The 17,930-nt window shown below is 55.6% G+C and carries 16 protein-coding genes; 7 read left to right on the forward strand and 9 right to left on the reverse strand.

Annotated elements, in window-relative coordinates; translation table 11 throughout:
- Window positions 1–450: 450 nt before the first annotated feature.
- Together J0X25_RS38460 and J0X25_RS38465 are read left to right on the forward strand one after the other, a co-directional pair.
- Window positions 451–1,470, forward strand: coding sequence for an NADP-dependent oxidoreductase (locus J0X25_RS38460; RefSeq protein ID WP_226777041.1), 1,020 nt, complete (start codon window positions 451–453; stop codon window positions 1,468–1,470).
- 572 nt (window positions 1,471–2,042) lie between these two features.
- The gene (locus J0X25_RS38465; protein WP_226777042.1) at window positions 2,043–3,050 is read left to right on the forward strand and encodes a DMT family transporter; all 1,008 of its coding nucleotides are present in this window, start codon (window positions 2,043–2,045) and stop codon (window positions 3,048–3,050) included.
- 270 nt (window positions 3,051–3,320) lie between these two features.
- On the opposite strand, the gene J0X25_RS38470 is transcribed toward J0X25_RS38465, so the two are convergent.
- Window positions 3,321–5,345, reverse strand: a complete 2,025-nt coding sequence (locus J0X25_RS38470; RefSeq protein ID WP_226777043.1) for a pentapeptide repeat-containing protein — start codon at window positions 5,343–5,345, stop codon at window positions 3,321–3,323.
- Between the two features lie 88 nt (window positions 5,346–5,433).
- Here J0X25_RS38470 and J0X25_RS38475 point away from each other — a divergent pair, with 88 nt between their 5' ends.
- Window positions 5,434–5,631, forward strand: a complete 198-nt coding sequence (locus J0X25_RS38475) for a cold-shock protein (RefSeq protein ID WP_226777044.1) — start codon at window positions 5,434–5,436, stop codon at window positions 5,629–5,631.
- Window positions 5,632–6,386: 755 nt separating this feature from the next.
- Here the strand turns inward: J0X25_RS38475 and J0X25_RS38480 are convergent.
- Window positions 6,387–7,133, reverse strand: a complete 747-nt coding sequence (locus tag J0X25_RS38480; RefSeq protein ID WP_226777045.1) for a DUF8170 family protein — start codon at window positions 7,131–7,133, stop codon at window positions 6,387–6,389.
- Window positions 7,134–7,233: 100 nt separating this feature from the next.
- Here J0X25_RS38480 and J0X25_RS38485 point away from each other — a divergent pair, with 100 nt between their 5' ends.
- On the forward strand, window positions 7,234–7,707 hold the full coding sequence (locus J0X25_RS38485; protein ID WP_226777046.1) for a helix-turn-helix domain-containing protein: 474 nt from the start codon (window positions 7,234–7,236) through the stop codon (window positions 7,705–7,707).
- Window positions 7,708–7,838: 131 nt separating this feature from the next.
- Here the strand turns inward: J0X25_RS38485 and J0X25_RS38490 are convergent, their stop codons facing one another.
- Entirely contained in the window at window positions 7,839–9,179 is a 1,341-nt protein-coding gene (locus J0X25_RS38490) for a TrbL/VirB6 family protein (RefSeq protein ID WP_226777047.1), read from the reverse strand.
- Between the two features lie 406 nt (window positions 9,180–9,585).
- Between J0X25_RS38490 and J0X25_RS38495 the strand changes: the two genes are divergently transcribed.
- A complete protein-coding gene (locus J0X25_RS38495; RefSeq protein ID WP_226777048.1) occupies window positions 9,586–9,876 on the forward strand; it encodes a hypothetical protein in 291 nt (96 codons plus the stop codon).
- Between the two features lie 145 nt (window positions 9,877–10,021).
- Here the strand turns inward: J0X25_RS38495 and J0X25_RS38500 are convergent, their stop codons facing one another.
- The gene (locus J0X25_RS38500) at window positions 10,022–11,188 is read right to left on the reverse strand and encodes an acyl-CoA dehydrogenase family protein (RefSeq protein ID WP_226777049.1); all 1,167 of its coding nucleotides are present in this window, start codon (window positions 11,186–11,188) and stop codon (window positions 10,022–10,024) included.
- 797 nt (window positions 11,189–11,985) lie between these two features.
- The gene (locus tag J0X25_RS38505; RefSeq protein WP_226777050.1) at window positions 11,986–12,231 is read right to left on the reverse strand and encodes a hypothetical protein; all 246 of its coding nucleotides are present in this window, start codon (window positions 12,229–12,231) and stop codon (window positions 11,986–11,988) included.
- A gap of 462 nt (window positions 12,232–12,693) precedes the next feature.
- On the opposite strand from J0X25_RS38505, the gene J0X25_RS38510 reads away from it, so the two are divergent.
- Window positions 12,694–12,897: a hypothetical protein gene (locus tag J0X25_RS38510; RefSeq protein ID WP_226777051.1), complete on the forward strand. Its 204-nt coding sequence runs from the start codon at window positions 12,694–12,696 to the stop codon at window positions 12,895–12,897.
- 679 nt (window positions 12,898–13,576) lie between these two features.
- Here J0X25_RS38510 and J0X25_RS38515 read toward each other — a convergent pair.
- From J0X25_RS38515 to J0X25_RS38530, 4 genes are all read right to left on the reverse strand, one after another.
- On the reverse strand, window positions 13,577–13,774 hold the full coding sequence (locus J0X25_RS38515; protein ID WP_226777052.1) for a DUF8156 family protein: 198 nt from the start codon (window positions 13,772–13,774) through the stop codon (window positions 13,577–13,579).
- Between the two features lie 1,056 nt (window positions 13,775–14,830).
- On the reverse strand, window positions 14,831–16,216 hold the full coding sequence (locus tag J0X25_RS38520) for an APC family permease (RefSeq protein ID WP_226777053.1): 1,386 nt from the start codon (window positions 16,214–16,216) through the stop codon (window positions 14,831–14,833).
- A complete protein-coding gene (locus tag J0X25_RS38525; RefSeq protein ID WP_226777054.1) occupies window positions 16,213–16,464 on the reverse strand; it encodes a hypothetical protein in 252 nt (83 codons plus the stop codon). Before J0X25_RS38525 ends, J0X25_RS38520 begins: the two co-directional genes overlap by 4 nt.
- Before the next feature lie 152 nt (window positions 16,465–16,616).
- Complete coding sequence (locus J0X25_RS38530) at window positions 16,617–17,543, reverse strand: ferritin family protein (protein ID WP_226777055.1); 927 nt, start codon at window positions 17,541–17,543, stop codon at window positions 16,617–16,619.
- 239 nt (window positions 17,544–17,782) lie between these two features.
- Here J0X25_RS38530 and J0X25_RS38535 point away from each other — a divergent pair, with 239 nt between their 5' ends.
- On the forward strand, window positions 17,783–17,929 hold the full coding sequence (locus J0X25_RS38535; protein ID WP_425600937.1) for a DUF2080 family transposase-associated protein: 147 nt from the start codon (window positions 17,783–17,785) through the stop codon (window positions 17,927–17,929).
- Window position 17,930: the final 1 nt, after the last annotated feature.

The raw sequence follows: 17,930 nt of genomic DNA on the forward strand, positions 1-17,930 counted from the left end.
GTCGAGATCGTGATTCGAGAGAGCAGAGGACAAATGAAGATGAGGTCGTCGCAGTCCCCGGAATCAGTCCGAATAGTCTGCGAAAAGGGATAGTCCCAGAACTCGAGAAAAACCCGAACGAATCGATATGTCCCTTTCAGGCAGCAAATAAGGTCATCTCGTCTTCTCGAGGGAAGGCGTGTGATGCTCGGGAAGTAGTTCTAAGTCCGATCGTGATCGGCCGTCGGCACCTCAAACGCAATGATGACGGGTGCGGGTCCATGACCGGCGGCTGATTCCGCAGTCCCAAACGAAGAGTATGCCCACCGGGATATTGCCACTCTCACCAAGTGCTAGTTCCTGCACACCGAGCCTGCCTCCCGCTCTGTCTGGACGAACGTCGTGGCGTTACATCCCCAGTTGCTCCTATCCACACCGTCATGACCGAGGCCGCCGAAGTAGCCGAGAGCCATGGGAGCAGCGCACAATCGACAATGGCGGCTCGCAGAGCTACCGACCGGCGAACCGACGGCCGACAATTTCGAACTGACTGAGGACCCGATCCCAGAGCCGGGCCCAAAGGAGGTGCTCGTCCGGTCCGAGTACCTCTCCGTCGATCCGTACATGCGCGGGCGGATGCGCGACAGCGAGTCCTACGCTGACCCGTGGCCCGTCGGCGAACCGATGCGAGCACGGGCCGTCGGCACGGTCGTCGAATCGAACCACGCCGCGTTCGAGGCCGGTGACACCGTCTTGGGCAATCTGTACTGGGCCGAGTACGCGGTCGTCGACGGCACCGCCCTCGAGACAGTCAATACGGGGACGGCACCGGTCTCGACGGCACTACACGTCCTCGGGATGCCCGGCCGGACCGCCTACGTCGGCACCGTCGATGTTGGCGAGGTCGAACCAGGCGATACGGTCGTCGTCTCCGCCGCGGCCGGCGCGGTCGGTTCCGTCGCCGGCCAGATTGCTCGGATTGCCGGCTGCCGCGTGGTCGGGATCACGGGCCGGGACGAGAAGGCCGACTGGCTCACCAACGACCTCGGCTTCGACGCGGCGATCAATTACCGCACGACCGACGACCTCTCGGCGGCGGTCGCCGACGCTTGCCCGCGCGGCGTCGACCTCTACTTCGAGAACGTTGGTGGGGAGGTGACCGACGCCGTCATGGACCACCTCGTCGACCACTCTCGCGTGGCCGTCTGCGGGAAGATTGCTCTCTACAACGCGGAAGAAGGCGACGACCGACTACGTGGTCCGCGGCGCCTCCACCAGCGGACCCGCACTCGCGTTGAGGGGTTTATCGTCAGCGATCACGCCGATCGGTTCGACCACATCAATGCGCGGCTCCGGCGGTGGGTCGAGGAGGACCGGCTTCAGTATCGAGAGACGGTCACCGACGACATCGAGAACGCTGCCGATGCGTTCCTGGGGCTGTTCGACGGGACGAACATTGGGAAACAGCTCGTCCGGATCGACGCGGACTAAGCCCACTGGGGGCCCACTCGAGCGAGCACCTCTTGCACGGTCATGACGGAACTACTGTTCAGCACCGACAGATGACAGCAAAAACGTAATTGACACCTGCTTCGATCTCTGTTCCGCAAGTTGACATCATCCTCCGCCTTCAGGCCGAGGAATCCCGAGCACTGGGATAGTACGGTTTGCAGTCTCCCTGATGGCGACGTAATCGGATCGCGCCCTCAGCCTTGGACCCATCCTGACGGACGGTTCCCTAGACGTGGCTGTGTCGTGATTTCTGAGTGTGGTGGGAACAAACGGTAGGAGACCGATCTCTTGATTCAGTTTTGTGAACGTGATAAATAGGGGCGTTGAGCTGCGTTGCAAGAGGATAGTACTGACCACACCCCAGTCCGTATGGGTGACGCAGATGACGGAACGACCGTCACCGTCATGAGCAAAGAAGCCTGTCTGGTGAATGACTAACACAGCCCTATAGACGTTGAGTTGTGTTATCATGGTCCCCGCAAATCGTTTAGTTGAGCCGCTTATAGGGACTACATCGACTTTGAAGCAATCACATACTACGCAATGATAACATGACAAATATAGAAGACGTGTTGTTGTTTGGTGCGCTCGCACTTGTCTGGGGAACAGCCTTTACAGCGATCGAAATCGGGCTAGAAACACTGCCACCGCTCCTCTTCGCAGCGGCTCGGTTAGATATTGCCGCGGTCATTTTTATCGGAGCGGTGCTACTCAGCCGGCTCCGGTGGCTCCCCCAGACGAAAGCAGACCTCGCTCTCATCCTCTCGAACGGCATCCTCGTCATTGGAGCGCACTTTGCGTTCTCGTTCATCGGCCAGAGTTACGTCACGAGTGGTGTCGCTGCGGTCATCCTCAGTTTCACGCCGATCATTACGCCGGTCATCGCTATCCGTGTCCTCTCAACAGAACGGATCTACATCACGGATATCATTGGACTAGGTACTGGGCTCGCTGGCGTGATCGCTATTGCAATTGCTGGCGGATCCTTCGACGGACAATTCCTCGGCATTGGGCTTCTCTTGGCGTCCGCAGTCGTCTTCGCGCTCGGCTCCGTACTGACAGAACGCTGGTCAGCGGGCCTCCCGACGATGGCACTCTACGCGTGGTCGATGGTTACCGGGGCGGTATTCCTTCACGCGACAGCGTACGCCTATTCAGGAGCAACGTTCCGAAATGTAACGTGGACGCCGTCAGCGGCCGTCGCGCTCGCATATCTTGGGATTTTCGCAACAGCTGGCGGGTTCCTCCTGTATTTCACTTTGCTGAACAGAATCGGTGCAACGAATATCAGCCTCATCAACTACGCATCACCCGTTGTGGCGACGGTTTTCGGTGCAGTCCTTCTTGGTGAGCAAATTACCATAGCGACCGTCACCGGATTCGCGCTCATCGTTGTCGGATTCGTGCTTTGCAATATCCGGCCGCTCTGGCAGCTTGTCCAGTCTACTCGAACCATAGCCGGAAGTGACCGAGTGCTTGAACGTGATGAAGTCTGCATCCAAGGTGATGTCTACAAGACACAGTCTGACTCACAGAACTACCTGCAGCCAGGTGATTAACCGCTCTTCCCTGGGCGGCTGCATACTCATGGATGGGAGTACTGATTTATTCAGGATGTTCTGCGAGACGCACAGTATGACGCGATTGGTGACAGCATCCGTCAGCTGGATGGCGTCGTCGTGAATCCGACGAGACCTGGCCGTCGCCGGCTGCGAAGAGAAATGAACTGGTCGAACGTTCTGATCTGCTCTCTGAAACTGAAGAAGTCAGAAGGCCCCTGATTACTGTCTTTGAAAGCGTCCGCGGTGTATTCCACTCAGCACCAGACCTTATCGATGGATCGATCGCGTCAACGAGAAGACGAACACTGCGATCAGAAACGCGCCGATGAACCCCTCGATTGCGCTGAGCACCTGCGGCCCGAATCCGGCACTGACGGGGCTAGAACCGAGTATAAATGTAATAAACGACTGAAGGCTCAGCAACAGATATCCAAGCCCGAACGGCGCATCCGAAGGTGGTACCACCTCCAAGAGCCAATAGGCCACGGCAAACACCCAAATCGTGGCCAGAGATGCCATGATCGGGCGTTGCGGCCGTTCGCCATACCCTGCGATGAGCCCGAGTGTCCCGTTACTCAGCCATCGATAGCCCGCTAGCCACCCGGGTGTATCTGCACGCTTCGTCGCCCCACGATCGATCCCCGGGACGAGAGCTCTCGTGAGATCCGTTAGTGACCGGCCAAGACCAATAACTGGTGCCGCGGCATACTGCGGGACCGATGAGGGGCTATCGCGTAATGACTGACGCACTCGCCGACGGGCCAGCGTTGCGTGCTGCTTGCGGCGATAGCGCATCTCGTGGACAAAGAACTCCGAGGCAGCCTTATTGTGCCCTGCCTCGGTCGCTCCGCTTTTCGCCCGTAAATAGGTATCCTCAAGCATCTCATACTGTGCTAACGCATCCTCGTCGGACTCTCGATACGATACCGGCCAACTAGGCGCCAGCGCATCGAGCCGCCAGTCCGGTTTGAACGAGCTAGCGTGGGCGCTGAAATCAAAGCTATTGAAATCTGTCCGTTGAATTCGGAGATAGGCGACCGGGTCGGCCGGGAGTGACACACCCTCCGTCACGTCAATCGACACGCGACCAAGCGTCGCACCGGCGAGGTCAAAGTGAGCATCGTCGCCGAGTTCAAGACGTCCAGCGGCCAACTCCGCGTTCTGCAGATCGATCACCGCGTTTGGCGCACGAACGCGCCGTAATCGCACTGTATCAGTGAACTGCGCGTTCTGCAGATTGACAGCATCCCGAAACGTCGTCTCGCAGAATCGGGTTAATCCTTTGAACGCCACGTGGCCACAGTCGACTGCCCCTTCGAACTCTGTCGCAAGAAACTCGGCCTTCCCGTCGATCGTGCTGTTCCAGAGGACGACATCACCCTCGAACGTGGTGTAGTTGAAGATCACCGCCGTCTCGAAGGTGCCCCGAAGCTGCGCACCGCCCCTGATAGTTGCCTTGCTGAAATCTGCCTTTCCGGAGACGGTTGCCCACAGTTCGACCTGGTCCGCAAAGAAAGCGTAGTTGAACATCGCTACATCATCGAACGTGGCACCGTTGAACGTCGCGGCCGCTCGAAATCGGGCGTGCTTGAAGTCAGCACTCGCTCTGAAGGCGACCCCCGAGAAATCAATGTCACCGTTGACGCTGATGTATCGGTTCGCAGCCGTCCCAGTCGTCGTCTCCTCCGACTGCCCGTCTCGACAGAGGTCAGCCCCGACCATGGTTAGCGGCGGCCCAAAGACAGCGTCACTGCAGTCGACAGTCGAGTCGATCGTCGCCAGACGAAAATCAATCGGGTTACTGTCAGTCCGGGCAATATGCACCCCAGAAAGGTCGAGTATCTTGAGATGAGCACCGACGAAGCACGTCTGCTGTCCACCGGCTGGATCGAGTGCGTGGAGAAGTTGCTCGGACACCTCGGAGTGCGTCACTCCGACCTCATCGTAGCGAGTTGGCGCGAGATGAAACACGCATCGATCCGTCCCCTCGATCGGCTCATGCGGGCACTCCTGGGGAAGCCACGGCTGGTCGTCGCGCCAGACGGTGGCCGCTCCAGACAGCGACACGTCGAGAACGGTAGCTTCGTCCATTGCCAGCACGTCGCCGATCGAGGTCACAGCAATCGACGCTGGATCGGCATCCAGCATCGTAGCGATCTCCTCGATGCGATGCTGCGGATCGCTGTCTCCCACCTTCCGGAGCGTGGTCTCGAGATCCCAGACCCGTCCAACGTAGGTTTCGAGCCGTTCGTCCCAGGTTTCCGACTCGAAGAACGTACATCTGCCTCCCATTCTGCTCCCCCACAGGAACTATTACAAAAAGGTATCATTGAATCCGGCAGGAATAGCTTCAAGACGGCCGGCGCACATGACCGTCGTAATGGCTCGTGGACGCGTGCGATTCCTCAGCGATCGGGAGACCTACGGCTTTATCGAGCGCGATGGCTACGGGCAAGACGTGTTCCTCCACCGTGCTGACGTTGAACACGGCCCGGTCGAAGAGGGATCCCGTGTCGAGTTTGACGTGACGTCGGCCGACCGTGGGCCGCGAGCACGGAATATACGGGTGACCTCGTAGGCGGAGCCGAGACCGGATTGTCGTGCCGAGGATAATCGTCTCCAGATGGACAGCCTCGCGTCCAATACGGTTCGATATGGGCCAAATAAATTTCTCACGTGAGAAGTTCGAGTGTGGACGATCGGCGGAGACAACTGGTGAGGACCTGACGCTCAGCGAACCGGATAAGTATGGGGAACTGCTGCCCACGACAGTGGGGCAGAGTATGACGATGTGGTGGCAGTGATCCGTGACGAGCTATCTGTACCAGGGATCCGGCGTAGGTGTAGAAGTAGGGGCCGATGCTGACTGTGATGCAGAAATGATGGCGGCGACGTAGTCGGGTCGTACCGTCATCCTCGGCATCCTCTTGACGGCCGATTCCCTGGACGGACTGTCTGTGTACACTCGTCGTAGCCGTCCAGTTTTCCTTCGATCCAGTCGAAGAACTGTTATTGGACGTCCTCGATCACGGGCTCGCGGGAATGGTCGGCGATTACTGTATCGTCGGATAAGAGCGTGGCCGATGCGAGTGAGAGTCCGAACAACAAGTCGACGAGGCCAGCACTGAAAGCCAATCTCGAGCAGGCGATTGAGGCCGTACAGGCCGTTGACGAGGCTCTCTGAGGATCGTCGCAGGGAGGAGAGCCTCCTTCGCAAGTGGGGCTGTTCGATCAGATCACCTTGGAGCGCGGCTGAATCCTAGACGACCCATGGATAGTACTGCGGCAAGCATACGACGAGCGTGTACGCGTGCTCTGGCACCTGGCTGTGAATCAAGGGACGTTCGACAGTTGTTCTTCGAGGTCTTCAGTCGTCGTCCACGAAAAGCACTGGTCCAGTGATTCGAGGTGGACGAGGGAATCGGTGATCACGCCGCTATACGACGGCGTGCGACCGCCGAGTTCGGTTTCCAGATACGATTCGAGATCTTGCGTCGAGATGTCTAGTCCATGGTCACGCGCGTGTTCAGCGAGCGCAGCAAGTTCATCGTCGAGGTCATCAGCATGATATGCCAGTTCAATGGCCCGAGCAAATACCGTGTCTTCTGTTGTGAGTAGAGACTCGTCATCGTAGTGCACCTCCTGTGCTCGAGGGAAGAGATACGTGCGATCAAGCAGCGTTGGGCGTTCAATGCGTCCAAACTCAGCGACTGCCCCGCCAGTGTCGTGTTCAAGAATCAGCGGGATCGCATCCGCGTAGAGGGCATGGAGAAAGAACTTCACTTTGAGGTCCGGGACGTCATCCGACACATCGAGGTCGGGTTGCGTGGCAAGCAAGTATGCATAGGCATCGTGCCGATGATTCAGCACATCGAGCGCCTCATCGAGACGATACTTGAACGGTGACTCATAGCTTCCCAGCACGAAATACGTCGAATGCGGGCCAAAGAGATGTTCGTGTCGCGCTCGCATATACGAAAGCAGTCGTTCGCTATCGACTGGATCGAGTTCTACCCCGTAGAGGATATCGTCTAAGATGAAGTCCGTGAGTTCTTCCGTATTCTCCGGTATCTTCTCCATACTAACCAATGTGGATACATTGGCTAATAACCATACTGGTATAACTTAGGGAAGTCAATCCCGCGTGCTTATGTAATCCGACATCGTATGTCCAGGTAACATGGCCGACATCTCCGCGCACTCCAAAACTGACCGCGAGGAAAACCCCTTAGAGCGACAGCGAGAGTTGATGGAGTTGCTGTCACAGGAAACCCGCCACAGTATCATTCAGACGCTTCTGGGACATCCAGACCACCTCGCGTCAGCGGCTGAAATTAACCACGCCATCCCGAGTAAATCGAAAAAGACCGTCGAAGAGCAACTCGATGTACTCGTCGAAGCGGGAATCCTTGAGATCTACGAGTATCCCCCAAACAAGAAAAAGCGCGGCTTGCCGTGGAAATTCTACGGCTTCACCGAGTATGGAGTCGGTATCCTCGGGGACTTCAACTACCTCAAGGGCGTCCCAATGGCGCGAGCGGTTCACCAGAAAACGCGAAAGCCCGAGAAGATTGAGCGGCATGAAACGGCCCCCCGACCACCCCTCCCAGAATCGGTTCGTGCTACGTTCCGGCTTGACGACGAAGAAGCATAACAGAGATTACCTGCAGCGAAGAGGAGACTCTACGGTCAGTTCGCATACGCAGTTTCCGAAATCGCTGACGCATTTCTAATCTCGTTTGTGAATAAAGAAATCGCGCTACGAACTACTGTTAGAAACGTTTCCTAAACATCGATCTCATCGTCGGTATTTTCGCCGCTGTCTACGTCGGTGAGTTCCGCATAGAGATCACCGTCAAGGAGTGACTCAAGATCATCCATCTGATCGCCGCGTTTGGCATATCCATACGCGAGACCTAATCCACCACCGATGGCAGCTGCTTGTCGTGAGTTACCGATACCAGGAGAGGTCGCTCCTTTTTGAGCACCTAGTGCTGCACCTTTTCTGATCATCTCAATATCGGCCATTGTGAACCAATGAGAATATGCAGGCGGGACCGCTTCATCGCCGAGATACTCGACCGCACCTAACGTAGCACCGACACCAGAACCGCCCGGCGCAGAACTCGACTGCCAGGCACGGCCTCTCGACTTCGCATTGAGACTGAGCTCGATCGGATCAATACGTGCTGCGAGCGAGTCAGGGTGGGCACTCGCATAGGCACCTGTGGCTGCTCCACTGGCGGCGATCGCTCCGAGACCAAGCGCAGTAGAGAATGGCGCTGAAACAGCGGCCGTCCCGAGAGCAAGCCCTGCACCGAGAGTATACTTCCCGACTTCCGCAGGGTCCGCATTCTTCGCCGTATACGCTACTTTTTCTCGGAAGTCAGATATCTGCGATCGCTGTATTGGTAATTGGCTTTTCTTGCCACCAAGAACAGGGTGGCTGGCATCAGATGGGCTATGTTCTTGATCGACCGAAATCAGGGCGACTAATTCATCCAGTGAGCTGGCATCACTGACAGCACGGTCAAATCCTGTCCGGTGATCGGAGTCGACAATCAAGTCCGAGAGTTCCTGCAACACCGTCTCGGCATCCTCGGCCTCAGCGACCACATCATCAATCTCCTGTTTGAATTCAGTAGCCTGCGGTTCTGCAGAACCAGGTGACCCCATCGACTCGTGGATTAAGTCGACAACATTCGAAAAGTCCGCGTTCACTAGTTCGATCCGATACGTGCCTCCGTCCACGGTTCGGAGCGTGATTGCATCTTTTCGCCACTTTGATTCACCATCAATAGTGGCGATCTCTTCGTGGTCGATGGAGACGAGCTGATCCCGGGAGTTCGTTGATGTGACAGTGAGGATCCGTCGGTCGGTTAGTATGAGATGGCCAGTTTTTCTGAATCCGGGATCGATCTCCCACGAATCGGTATTTGGCGCAGTAATCAAGGTTGCACCAGAATCAAAAATCGCTACTGGTTGCTCATCAGGGAATAAATACGTACTCAGCCACTGGCTATATTTCCCATGAGTAGAGTTCAGCACAGCGCGTGAAACACTGGGGTGGCTGGCGTTCTCACATTTGGCTTCAAGATCCGCTTTCCAATCGGTGTTATCGGACATTTCATATGACGGGACCTCAAATTCCTGAATAGTACCCCCGCATTCTACACAATATCTAGTGAGTGGCACCGTCTCCAAGCAGAAATCACAGGTACCAGTTCGCATAGGACTATTTCTGCACTCTATCCTCATCAACACTCGACTTGCCAGCCCAACTGTGAAATAGATAGAATATCAGTTATGATTGGAGGACAGTCTACCGGTTGATGGGGTTCGACTACGAGGTGGCGTTACGTGACCTTCCACTGGCCGATCAGGATGCTATCACCGGTGAATGGGGCTGTTCGATCAGATCGGGAACTCGAAATGTGGCCGAATCCCGGATGATTCGCGAAAGGTGGTGCAACGAGCGTACGATGAGCGTGTCCGCCGGGCCTTGGCGCGTGGCTGTGACCGAGAAACCGTAATGGACGCGTTGGGGATTGCCCGCCGGACGACGTGGTATAACCAGTACCGCACGCAGGCGTACGATTTCCCCCTCGAGAAGTTCGAACAGGGACGATCGGCGGGCACGACTGCCGAAGAACTGAATCTTGGCGACCCGGATGAAGTGTGGGGAGTTGCTGTTACCGACACTGGGACTGAGAGTGATGATGTGATGGAAGGCCATCCAGAACGAGTACTCGGCGAACGAGGATGCAGCGTAGAGACTACCAGTGGGGTTGACGCTGTCCTCGCCGTGAAGATGATGGGGTGACGGGGTTGGATCGCGTCGCCATTCTCAAACCCATCTTCACGGGGTACTCCCTGGATGTGTTATTAACGACGGTATCCCGAGAGTGGCTGGTGAGTCGCTTGGCTGGTTACGATTTCGGCACGGAGTCCGTCAGTCAGCCTGATCCTCAAAGCAATCGATCAGCGATGATGCGCTTCTGAATTTCGTTCGTTCCCTCGAAAATCCTCGTGAGTCGTGCATCTCGCCAGTGGCGTTCAACGTCGAATTCGGTCGTATACCCGTAGCCGCCGTGAATCTGTATTCCTTCACTGGTTACGTCTTCGGCGATTTCGGTGGCGAACAGCTTTGCCATCGCAGCTTGCGCATCAGCCCGATCACCTTCGTCGACAGCTTCTGCGACGAGGAGTGTCAATGCTCGAGCGGCCTCGATCTTCGTCGCCATGTCCGCGAGTTTGAATCGAATCGCCTGGAACTCAGCGAGGGGTTGGTCGAACTGCTCGCGGTCTCGAACGTATTCGAGGGAGTCTTCGAGAGCGGCTCGAGAGAGGCCAACGGCTCTTGCTGCGGTGTGAACTCGTCCCTCCTCGAAGAACTCCATTATCTGATAGAAGCCTTGGCCCTCTTCGTGGCCGACGAGCTTGTCCTCGCTCACTCGCACGTCGTCGAACTGTACCATCCATGTATCCCAGCCGTGGTAGCCGATCTTATTTACCGGCTGTCCGCTCAGTCCGTCGCGGTCGAAGGTGCCGGCGGGTTTCTCGACGATGAATCCCGAAATCCCGTTATGTGCGGGCTCGGCGTCAGGATCAGTAACCGCATACGTGAGGATGAAGTCAGACCCTTTCGCAAATGTCGTCCACATCTTCTGTCCGTTTAAGACGTATTCGTCACCTTCCTTTTCGGCACGAGTCTGCATGTTCGCCACGTCAGACCCGGCCTCGGCCTCGGAGATAGCGATACTCTTCAACAGTTCACCGCGAGCCATCTTTGGAAGATAGTACTCTTTCTGTTCCTCGGTCGCTCCGGCGAGACTCTGCCCTCGAGCAATGATGCTACCGACGCTGAGCCATCCTCGAGAGAGTTCCTCAGCGATGATCGCGTACGTTTTCAGATCCAGACCGAGGCCGTCATATTCTTCGTCGATAAGAATCCCGAAGAAGCCCATTTCGGCCATCTTTTGGATGAGATCATCTGACATTCGTTCGCTTTTCGGATCGCGTTCCCGCGCTTCGGGGAGAACCTCGTTTGTGACGAACTCCTGGGTCTCGTCTCGGAGCATCCGATGTTCATCCGTTAGTATGGGATCTGAGAGCGTATTCTCGAACGGAACCATGGTATTATCTCGTCTCCACTACCTGAAGTCCGTCAATAATTGGTTTGTTCACTGGCTCTGCTAACTTTGTAGCGAGTAGAATCATGTGACTGCTACCATGTATCGCCACTTCAATTTTGTTGGATATTTGTAAATTTACAAGACTGACTCCCCACTTCAAGTCTATCTATCACGCACCAGAATTCGCCGGTCAGAGGGTTCTTCAAAACGGCACTGTCTGCTGATCGAGCCACCTCGCGCCATCCTTTCTGTTGGCATCCCCTCTAGGCGACACGTTAATTACGAGGCGTGTTGACTAGTCACACAGCCACTTGTAAAAGCGGCTATGCGATGCGATAAGGGCCAAAGTCACTGAGCCCGATTCCCACAGGGCCATTCGGCCCTGTTAAACAGTCCTACACGTTGTGACGTTCGCGACAGTCGTCGCAGATCAGTCGATCGAACCGCTTCCACTTTCCGCACGCGTGGCACATTTTCAGCCACTCAAAAACGATATCGACATCCCGCTGGTCGTCTTCGGATTCAGTCCTGTCCAAACCCTGCTCCCCTCTGTTGGTTATGGCTATGCGGGACATCTTAAGCTCTTGTCAATCTGCAAGACGCGAAATCCACTCTAGCTTCTGACGAATTGCCCTAAGTCCTATAATACAACTATCCTATCAATTAGATATGGTTCGGAACCCTGACGGGAGATGCCCTGAATGCGGCGAGAGAAAGTTTTCACGGGAGGATGGTTCTGAGTGGTGTCCGAACTGCGATCAGCATCCATCTATGGACTAAGCCGATTAAAAGAGGAATCAGCTTTGTCTCCGGTTTCTTATCGAGTCTACAATATCACGCACTCTGACCCTGTAGCGTCCTATTCCGACCAGTTCGGGATTATGACGGATCTCGTTAACTCTCGGCTGCATCGTCCCGATGCAGATAACCACGTCGTAATCACGGAAAATCTGCCCCGATATCAATGGTGGATGGATAGTCCCTGTACTCGAGAAGAAATCGAACTCACCGATATAACCCGCTTGAGCATCGAAGAAGGTCATCTCATAATACAGATAACTGAATCCGATTAATGAGTTGGATCATGTTAACCGAGAGGGCGGCAAGCATGTCGTTGTCTCAAGAGGGAACGAACCGACGACCCAATGGACCAAGCGGGTCCCGGCAGATGCACTCGTGTTCGCCGCGGGCGTTTGGAAACAGATTACTATGAACCGCCGTTCGTGTCTCGCTGCCGCCTGTGCTACCTTCTTTAGCCTCGCCGCTGGCTTATCGGATAGCATCCCACTGATTTTGTTGTTGTATGCAAACAGCGTTCAATATCGTCCTCGGATATCGTGATCGCCCTCTGTTCGCGTCTCTGGTGAGCAAAGTTGCTTTGAGTCCCCAGCAGCCTTTGATCTCTTAATAAGACCCGCTCAATAGAGGTGGAAGACTGCTCACGAAATACTCAATCGTTGTAGTTTGGGATTATCTTTAACGGAGGATCTGATGGCTGATTCTGTATGTCTGGTAAGTTGGGGGGTGATATTGGGGAATGTACTACGGTGTATACTGCCACTGGTGAGCAGCTCGATATGCCAGTGCGGATCATGAATGCGGAGTTACAAGACGTTTCGCGCAAGGATAACGGAGACGGAATTGCATATTGTATCGAAGAGGGCAATGAGAAGACGCTGATCTTGCTTGATGAAACAGATAGGGAATAATTGTAGCAGTGGAAACTCAAATCGACGATGAGGACACCGATGTAGAGCTGATGACTGGTATTTCGATTTTATTGGAATTTCGATCCGCCGACTGTATGAGGAGTGCGGTGTGGATGTGAAGGGGCTCTCGTTCGGGTTGACGTATGAAGATTTTGACCCGTGTCCAAAAGAAATCACCACCGATGATGACGAGATCGATGATACCGGCGATGATGACGATGACGACTAAGTCAACTCACTCTCATCAGGAGCATCAATTACACCTTATTCTGTTTTGACTGCCAGTCTGCTCAGTTCGCAGACGTAGTGAGCAGTTGGTTCACCGGTGGTGCCGCGAAATAATCGATGTCGTGGTACTGAATCCATCCTCTGTATTCAGCAAGCACTAGATATCAGCTACTGAGGGTTCCAACAGAGCTTTTCTACTGATCACCGTTGAGTAACAGCTGTTCGTATCGTTCCTGTTGAGAAGACGTCGGTGGTGAACCGACGTCAGAGCTCCCCATCCGAAAGGTGTGTCAATCGGATTAGCCGATCGGAGATCAATCGGTAGCTATCGACGTTGGAACGATCTCGATCGGGAGCGGGGCGTTTACGAATGTCTCAGTTCGAACGGAACCCGTTGACAACGACGTTCCTCTCCCCGCCGAGTAGACTATTCGAGTACCGGCGATTAAGCCTACTGGCCGTCAGATCCCAGTCGTTCTTCAAGGTCGGCGATCCGGCACTCCTGGGCGAGCAGGATCGAAACGAGGTGGGTCATCATCGGATCGTGATGGTTCTGGATTCCGCCGGCATCAGCAAAGTAGGTCCGGTAGTGGAGACTGTGGTGGGATTTTTGAGGAGTGGGGGTGAGAAAACACTCGCGGGTCGTCACAGGAGCTCATCCCATTCTGATGCCTTCCCGCGAGTGTGAGTAGACCTAACACAATCAGCTAGATGAAATTGCGGCCAAATATGGTTGGGTGGGCTGTGTCTCTAGGCATCTAACCAGTTTCAAAAGCCTAGAAAGATGACTAAGTCGTTGATCTGTTCATACTGCCTCGATTCCGAACACACTCTGACCAATAAATATAATGAGGATCTATTCGAAATTTTGTCCTATTCAGTGATGTGTATGACTACGGGTACAAATAATAACTCAACCCTCCTAGCTGATACTACAGCACTTGAGGAACTCGAGTCTATCTGCTTGAACGCGCCAAAAGGGTATTCTCGGCCAACTACAGCCTTTGTGGGTGTGGGGGAGTCGGGTGGTTAGCTCATGTCTCTCTGGTGGGACAGTGGCGCGGTTCTTCGCATGACCTGCCTCACAGGGGGACAGGCCAGTTGGGTGTGAACGTGTGACAGAGATAAGTCCTCCTCCATCTAAATTTGGATGATCTCGAGGAACGCGGTTCTCTCGATCCGGCCGACTCTTATCAAACAATCGCCCGTGGTCTATCTCCCGTGTTTGGTGAGATAGTCAAGAACCGAACCGTCTGCAAGCCACGGAGCCAAAAAGTGGTTCTGCGGACGGGTGCGCAGAACTGGTGCCCCACAAGATGCATTGGAGTTGGGGTCCGCCGGGAGTGTTCGAGAGTCATGGGAACGCTCCCCGGCGGCTGTGTCTTCACGACCCATCTGACAGGGACTCCACGGCCCCTGTCGTATGTAATAGGCGCACCAGTGTTAGTCAATGTTTCCCATTCGGTAATAGCATTGGGTGATTATTGTTCAGGTGGATTCTCTCTGCTTTCACCCCCACCCTCGCGTATCTAAAATACGGTTGAGGATACGTCTCTCCGGTCGAATACGGAAGCTTCAGCTAAATCAGCACGTGACACAACGATACATGACGCGGCAGTAGCGCGGGCAAACTACTCTATCTTATCGTGCACTTCTACAGAGCCATAGCGATGCTCTCGATAGATAGTGTCGGTGGTCTGTGCGGTCAATCGTCGCTCTCACTTGCGTCCTCGTCGACTTGCTCGTGTCGGTCGAGGGTGGTCATCGTCCGATAGGTTTCGACTAGATCCGTCTTACTGAGCCGATAGCGGTAGTAGCCGTACGCGACGACGAACCAACCGATGAGGACGACGCCGACGATAGGCTGCTGAAGGAGTGTGACGATCCAGAACGTGCCAGTCGCGAACGCTCCGCCGACGACGGCAGCGAGGAGACCGCGGTATCGTCGGAGTCGAAATGGCGCGTTGGCGTAGTGGTTGGGGAATTCGCGGGGCAGGTTCCAGAGACCGATCGCACAGAAGAAATACGCAGTGAGGCTGGCCAATCCGATGAACACCGAAAGGCCGACGATTTCGCCCGCGATCGGGACGAGCAGAAACGGCGGGACGCCGAGTACTGCCACGGCGTAATAGGGGGTATCGAATCGTGGGTGGATACGTGATAGCGATGCTGGGAGGATGCCATCACGGCTTGCGCGCATGAGCGTTCGTGAGAAGACGAGCAGCGTCGTATTCACCGTCGTAACGACCGCGAAGACGGCACCAGCTGCGACAATGTACTCGCCCCACCAGGGGAGGAACCGCGAGGCGGCCAGCGCGAGATCGGCCTCGCTCCCGAGTTGTGTATACGGGACGACACCGACCAGAACGGCGATTAGCGCCACATAAAACAGCGCAACGATACCGATCCCGAGACCCAGGACCAGTGGAATCGTTCGCCCAGGGTTGTCGATCTCCTCGCCGAGTTCGACCAGTAACCCGAACCCCAGAAACGGATAAAACAGGGCGACCACCGCAAGGCCGAACGCGCCGTAGTCCGGAAAGAACGGCGCGTAATTGGCGGTGTCGACTGCGCTCGCGCCGGGAACAATGAACGTCAGGAGCGCGATTACGAGCCCGGCGAAGAAGACCAGCTGTACCTGGGCGACCAATCTGAGTCCGATCAGATTGACGATCAGTACGAACGTGAGCAGGATGTAGACGAGCAGCGTCGACGGCGCGTCGAAGAAGATTTGGGTGTACTCGGCGAAGCCAGTCGCCGTAATCAACAGGGATGCCCACGCGACCAGCGGAATCGTAAAGGGAACCAAGAACCCCCAGTAGGGGGCCGTGAGTCGAGAGATATAGACGTACAACCCGCCTGCGACGGGCATCGCCGAGCCGAGCACGGCGTTATAGAGGACGACAAACGACGCTGGTACGGCCGCCAATATGATGGCCAGAATGAGCGCCGGTCCCGCGGTCCCCGCCAGCGGCCCTGGCAGAACGAATATCGGCACCGAAATCGCGTTCCCGACCAGCAACGCCAGAACGCCGACGATGCCAATACTCGAAGAGAGCGTCTCCGTATCGCTATCGGGAGCCTCGCTCATTCTGCCGTCGAACGATCGGCCCGACGGCGTCGGATCGCGGCGTCGCGAATCCGTCGGCCGAGGCCGAACCCGACGACGCCACCGAGGACGGGTCCGATAACAAGCAGTGCCGGACTCGTCAGCAGCGGGAGGACGATTCCTAAACCAAGGCCGACCACCAGTCCACCCTCCGGGTATTGCGCCGCGGCGACCTCACGTTCGAGGTCGTCCATCTCCGCCGGATCGTCTCGATACTGTCCGATTGCCATGTCATGACCCACCATACTATGGGTAAAATATCTTTGGGAGTTTGACACCAACAACAGCGCTCAGCCGACTGGTGATCGACTCTGGTATTCACGCAGGTTATGGCCAGAGAACAGGGGAAGTCATCGACGAGGATGAGAGTAAATGACGACTGTCAGTCAGCAGCGCGCTGACTACGGACGACTTGCTTCACGTTACTGTATTCGTCGAACCGATCGGCACCGATGTAGTCGATCGTGTCCTGCAAGTACTGCATCGTCTGTCTGCCGATCTTCTTTTGATCGTACCCCTCAAACGGCATTTCCATCTGGGTGTCTGTCAACAGGCGATTCTCGATGTATTCCTCGATCCGGGGTTCGTAGACGTCTTGAACGATACCAGGTTCGGCTTCGGCCAGTTGTTTCATCACCCAACGGCCGTTCTCAATGTGGCGAGTTTCGTCCTGACGAACGTTTCCAATGGCGTTCTGGAACGACTCGAGGACGATATCTCGCCCCATCTCCTCGGCTTTCAGTTCGATCATCTGGTCGAACGAGAGGTAGCCGCTACGGGCGAGCTGGGCCTCGATGAGTCCCATGTAGTTCAAGTAGGCCTCACCGAGTGCGTACACTAATTCGCGCTGCTCGCCTGCGTTGATCGCCGCGAGCAACTCATCTGCCGTGTCGTACAGATTGTCCGTACTGTACCCCTGTTCTTGATATCCACCTTCGCGATACGGTTCGGTATCCTGGGTCTCGAACACCTCCTCGAAGTACCGACTGAAGAGGTCGGTGTGTTTGGCTTCCTCGTAGACCTGCTGGGCCAGATACATCTCCTCTTGGACCGTGTCGAACGGCATCTCCTCGTTGTCCAAGGCGTCGAGGGCCATCATATACGGCGCGAGCGTCCGTGTTACGTCCTCTTCGCCGTCGTAAAACCCCGCACACGTCATGAGGAACCGGTTTTGCTCTGCTTCGGTGAACTGCTCCCAATCTTCTTTATCCGCCGTGAAATCGTAGTCGTCGGGATCCCACGTCCCTTCTCGCTTCCCCTTCCGATACAGTTCGAACGACTTCTCACGATTACTGTAGTCGATTGGCATGCACCATATGTTCACATCCCTCACTATAAATAATAGTGGAATGAACAGATGGCCAGTTGACATGGGTTTAACTGGAATTAGGCGCTAAGTCCCCTTCCTCAAGAAGCAACGCAGGGAGCGAAGCGACCGAGTAGCGCAGTAGGGAGGGGATACAGCGCCGCACGGTTCTCATACACCCGCGACACTCGGCCCATAGGCCACCGCTACCTTCATGTCTATCCAAAGTCTATACATCGGTGATGGATAGATTTGAAATCGAAGGTGAGGAAGTCCTCGATGGAACGGCAAAACCTTCGGGGAATAGTGCCCACGTCATCGTTCCCAAACGCTGGCGCGGATCCGACGTGAAAGTCGTCCGCGTCTCCGAACCCGATTCACACGAGTAGA

Source organism: Haloterrigena alkaliphila (assembly GCF_017352155.2).
Taxonomy (GTDB): Archaea; Halobacteriota; Halobacteria; order Halobacteriales; family Natrialbaceae; genus Haloterrigena; species Haloterrigena alkaliphila.